The sequence below is a fragment of the Candidatus Thermoplasmatota archaeon genome (genome assembly GCA_030018475.1).
Lineage (GTDB): Archaea > Thermoplasmatota > JASEFT01 > JASEFT01 > JASEFT01 > JASEFT01.
In genome coordinates, this window is record JASEFT010000076.1 from 1 (window position 1) to 3,866 (window position 3,866).

Here is a 3,866-nt window from a genome sequence, read left to right on the forward strand (position 1 = left end):
GCTAGCTATTACGGGTGCCAGAGCTGACAAAAACAACATTATAGTTTCCGCACACTAGAAATCATAGAGTTGATAGTTATTGAAGTGTATATTAATAACTGAGAATATGAAAATCAAGAATATGCTCGGAAATATATACAGTGGCACTATAGGCAAAGCAGTAGTTGCATCACATAAAGGTAGGACACACTACATCAAAAAATATACTAAACCCAGCGATCCTAAAACTGAAATCCAGTTAGCAAAAAGAGATAGATTCAGAAACGCGGTTAAAAGTTGGCAGAGATTAAACGAAATGGAAAAAGCAGAATATAATATGAGAGCAAAGAAATATGGCAGAGCTGGTTATAACTTGTATTTAAGCCAATATATTGCCTCAACAGCTTCGTAACAACCTCGTTTCAGCCTCGTGATTTCGCTGTTATTTCGCTTAGTAAAATCTGAATAAAAGAACGCTAAAAAGCCTCAGCTTCGTGTGGGAATTTGCCACCGTCACAAAGGTTATAACACTCCCTGCAAAAGATGCATATACCACCTTTTTCAGGCAGGATAGCTATATGTCTATCTACGCCTCGACCTATGAACCCAACAGCATTCTCTTTCTTAATCTCTGCACAGTATCGTACACATAACCCACAAAGTGTACAATCGTTTTGCTCTGTAGGAAACCGAAATCCTTTTACTTTCCATTCCCCCTCTACTTCTGTTTTCTTAATATATTCACAGAGACCATACTTTGCGCCCAAAGTCATTATTGGACCAGTAGGGGCCAATGGTAATAGTAGTTCTATAATTGTTTTCCTGATTTTGTTCACTTTCTCAGTATCAGTCTTTACTATTAACCCCTCTTCTACTGGATAACAACAAGATGTAACCAACCTTGACCGTTTATTCTTCGTGATTTCTACCATGCATAATCGGCAAGCACCATAAGGTTCTAATTTTTCATGATAGCATAATGTGGGGATGTCAATCCCAACAGATTTAGCTGCTTGTAGAATAGTCATTCCTTCTTCAGCTTTGACTTTTTTTTCATCAATTTCTAAAGTTATAGTTCTCATTTTCATCGCCTTTCTTTGGATTTTATCCTTGTCTCTCTTGGAACATCTGGAGGTGCTGGTTCTCCAGAGAGTCTGAGCACTGCACTAAACTTGTCAGGGCAAACATCAAAACATGTCCCACATTTAATACATTTCTCTTGATTAATTATATGCACAATCTTTTTTTTACCGTAAATTGCTCCTGTAGGACAGTTTTTGACGCATAATCCGCATGCTTGACATTTTTCAGGGTCAATATAATATATAATAAGTTCCTTACAAACTAACGCAGGACAGCGCTTCTCTTTGATATGTGCTTCGTATTCATCTCTGAAATATTTGAGTGTGCTTATTACAGGATTAGGAGCAGTTCCACCGAGAGCACATAAAGAGCCATCACGAACTACCTCTGTGAGATCTTCCAAGCGTTTAATATCTTCTTCTGTAGCTTTTCCACCTGTGATATTATTCAAGATTTTAAGCATATGCCTTAGCCCCTCACGACAGGGTATACATTTCCCGCAGGATTCATCAGCAAGAAAGTTTGTAAAATATCTTGCGATATCAACCATGCAGGTGTCTCCATCCATTACAATCATTCCACCCGAACCCATCATTGACCCTACCTTCGTAAGTTCATCGAAATCTATTGGAAGGTCAAGAAACTGCTCAGGAATACAACCGCCAGAGGGACCACCAGTCTGAATCGCTTTGAATTTCTTACCGTTAGGTATTCCTCCACCAATATCGTAAATAATACTCCTAAGCGTCATGCCCATAGGTACTTCCACTAACCCTGTGTTATTGACTTTACCAACTAATGAAAATATTTTAGTGCCCTTACTGCCCTCAGTGCCCATGCTCCTGTACCAATCTGCACCATTATTTATAATAAGCGGCACATTTGCCCATGTTTCCACATTATTTAGGCAGGTTGGTTTGTTCCACAATCCTTTCACAGCAGTGTGGATATATTTAGGTTTTGGTTCTCCTACTTTTCCTTCTATTGCGCTTACAAGAGCGCTTGACTCACCGGAGACGAAAGCACCTGCACCCCTATGAATCTTGACTTTGAAATTAAACCCTGAGCCAAGAATATCTTCACCAAGAAAACCGTATTCCTCTGCTTGCTTTATGGCAATTTCTGTGTTCTCAACAGCAAGAGGATATTCCTGACGCACATAGATAAAACCCTCATGTGAGCCAATAGCATATGCACCGATAACAAGTCCTTCAAGGACACTGTGCGGATTACCTTCCATTAGAGACCTGTCCATGTATGCTCCGGGGTCCCCCTCATCACAATTAACAATTACGTATTTAGGTGCAGCAGGCGCGTTGCGGGTGGTTTCCCATTTTCGTCCTGTAGGAAAACCACCACCACCTCGTCCTCTCAAGTTAGCTTTTTTAACTTCTTCAATCACCTGCTCAGGTGTAAGCTCAAGAAGTGCTTTTGACAAGGCAGTATACCCGTTGAGTGCAATATAGTCATCAATACTTTTAGGATCGATTTTACGGTTGTTGCCAAAAACAAGTCGTTTCTGATTCTTATAAAATGGTATCTCAGACTCGTGAATAATTTTTTCACCAGTACCTGGATTTGTATAAAGTAAACGTTCAATGATTTTTCCTTCCTTTATTGTTTGAGATAGAATATCAAATACATCTTCAGGCTTCACTTGAAGATAACATATTTCTTCAGGATAGATAACAACAATAGGACCTTTCTCACAAAACCCATGACATCCTGTTCTCCTAATATCTACTTCTTTTCCCAATTTTTGTTTTTTAATCTCGTCTTGAAAAGCAATGTTAACTTTTTCGCTAGCGTAAGCGCGACATCCTGTACCTGAACATAAGGTAATACACATCTTTTTAGGGTCTCTCTTGGATAATATTTCCTTTCTGAGATTTTCTAAGTCTGATGACGATTTTAGTTTTTTCATTTTATCACCTAGTATAGCTTGCTAAGATATCGCCCACCTTTGAAGGTGCGACCTTACCATGATATTCATCATCCACTACTATCACGGGTCCTAATGCACAACATCCTAAACAATTAACGCTCTCCAGAGTAAACTTAAGGTCACGGGTCGTTTCCCCTGCTTTGATTCCTAAGACACGTTCTGCAACTTCTAAAACTCTTTGACCACCTCTCACATGACAAGCAGTGCCGAGACAAACTCTAACCAGATGCTCTCCTCTTGGCTCCAAGCTAAAGGCTTTGTAGAAGCTAGCGATATGAAGGATTTGAATCATTGGTACTTTCAACCTTTCAGAAATCCACATCAAAGCATGCTTGGGAAGCCAGTGTTTTTTATCTTGAATTTCTAAAAGGATTTGGATTAAAGCACTTTTATCACATTGGTACTTATCTATAATCTCGTCAACGTTGCGTAGTTCTTGAACCATTTCCCTTATTGATTCTTCCCTTTTTCTGATTTGTTTCAGGGCTTCAGTGTGGCGCATTGCCTCTTTTTCGAGATTTCTCAGTTCATAACTCAAGGGGTCTCTATCAAGACCAAGTGAATAGTATTCGCTTATAATCTCTAATCCTCTTAATAAAATATCAGTCTTACTCAGATTGGATTCACTCTGTAATTTAGATAAAACCGCCCTCTGCTCTTCGGTCACCCTCAGCCCCACAAGATGAGTTTTAGTTCTTTTCCTTTTCATGTTACCCCTCGTATGTTTTACAGTTAAACATTATCAAAAAAGACTATGGTGTTTTGAATATAAAAAGCTAACGCTCAGATTGCTTTGTTGCACAGGCTAAAACAGATTGGCCTATTTCTAATCTGTTTGCCATAATATGTATTTAACAGA

General features: G+C 39.0%; 4 protein-coding genes. 1 reads left to right on the forward strand and 3 read right to left on the reverse strand.

Going from position 1 to position 3,866, the window contains the following annotated elements; translation table 11 throughout:
- Positions 1-106 precede the first annotated feature (106 nt).
- Positions 107-391, forward strand: a complete 285-nt coding sequence (locus QMD21_07335; GenBank protein MDI6856574.1) for a hypothetical protein — start codon at positions 107-109, stop codon at positions 389-391.
- Between the two features lie 64 nt (positions 392-455).
- Here the strand turns inward: QMD21_07335 and QMD21_07340 are convergent, their stop codons facing one another.
- From QMD21_07340 to nuoE, 3 genes are read right to left on the reverse strand one after another with little or no spacing between them, the layout of a single operon-like run.
- Positions 456-1,061 carry a 2Fe-2S iron-sulfur cluster-binding protein gene (locus QMD21_07340; protein ID MDI6856575.1) on the reverse strand — a complete coding sequence of 202 codons (606 nt, stop codon included), beginning with the start codon at positions 1,059-1,061 and terminating at the stop codon, positions 456-458.
- A gap of 2 nt (positions 1,062-1,063) precedes the next feature.
- Positions 1,064-2,986 (reverse strand): NADH-quinone oxidoreductase subunit NuoF, encoded by a 1,923-nt coding sequence (locus QMD21_07345; GenBank protein MDI6856576.1) that lies wholly within the window; start codon positions 2,984-2,986, stop codon positions 1,064-1,066.
- Between the two features lie 4 nt (positions 2,987-2,990).
- Positions 2,991-3,452, reverse strand: coding sequence for an NADH-quinone oxidoreductase subunit NuoE (gene nuoE / locus QMD21_07350; GenBank protein ID MDI6856577.1), 462 nt, complete (start codon positions 3,450-3,452; stop codon positions 2,991-2,993).
- Positions 3,453-3,866: the final 414 nt, after the last annotated feature.

Bases quoted from the DNA above. Each gene is read 5' to 3' on its own strand.
- QMD21_07335 (MDI6856574.1), top strand. From the start codon at position 107: ATGAAAATCAAGAATATGCTCGGAAATATATACAGTGGCACTATAGGC.
- QMD21_07340 (MDI6856575.1), bottom strand. From the start codon at position 1,061: ATGAGAACTATAACTTTAGAAATTGATGAAAAAAAAGTCAAAGCTGAA.
- QMD21_07345 (MDI6856576.1), bottom strand. From the start codon at position 2,986: ATGAAAAAACTAAAATCGTCATCAGACTTAGAAAATCTCAGAAAGGAA.
- nuoE (MDI6856577.1), bottom strand. From the start codon at position 3,452: ATGGTTCAAGAACTACGCAACGTTGACGAGATTATAGATAAGTACCAA.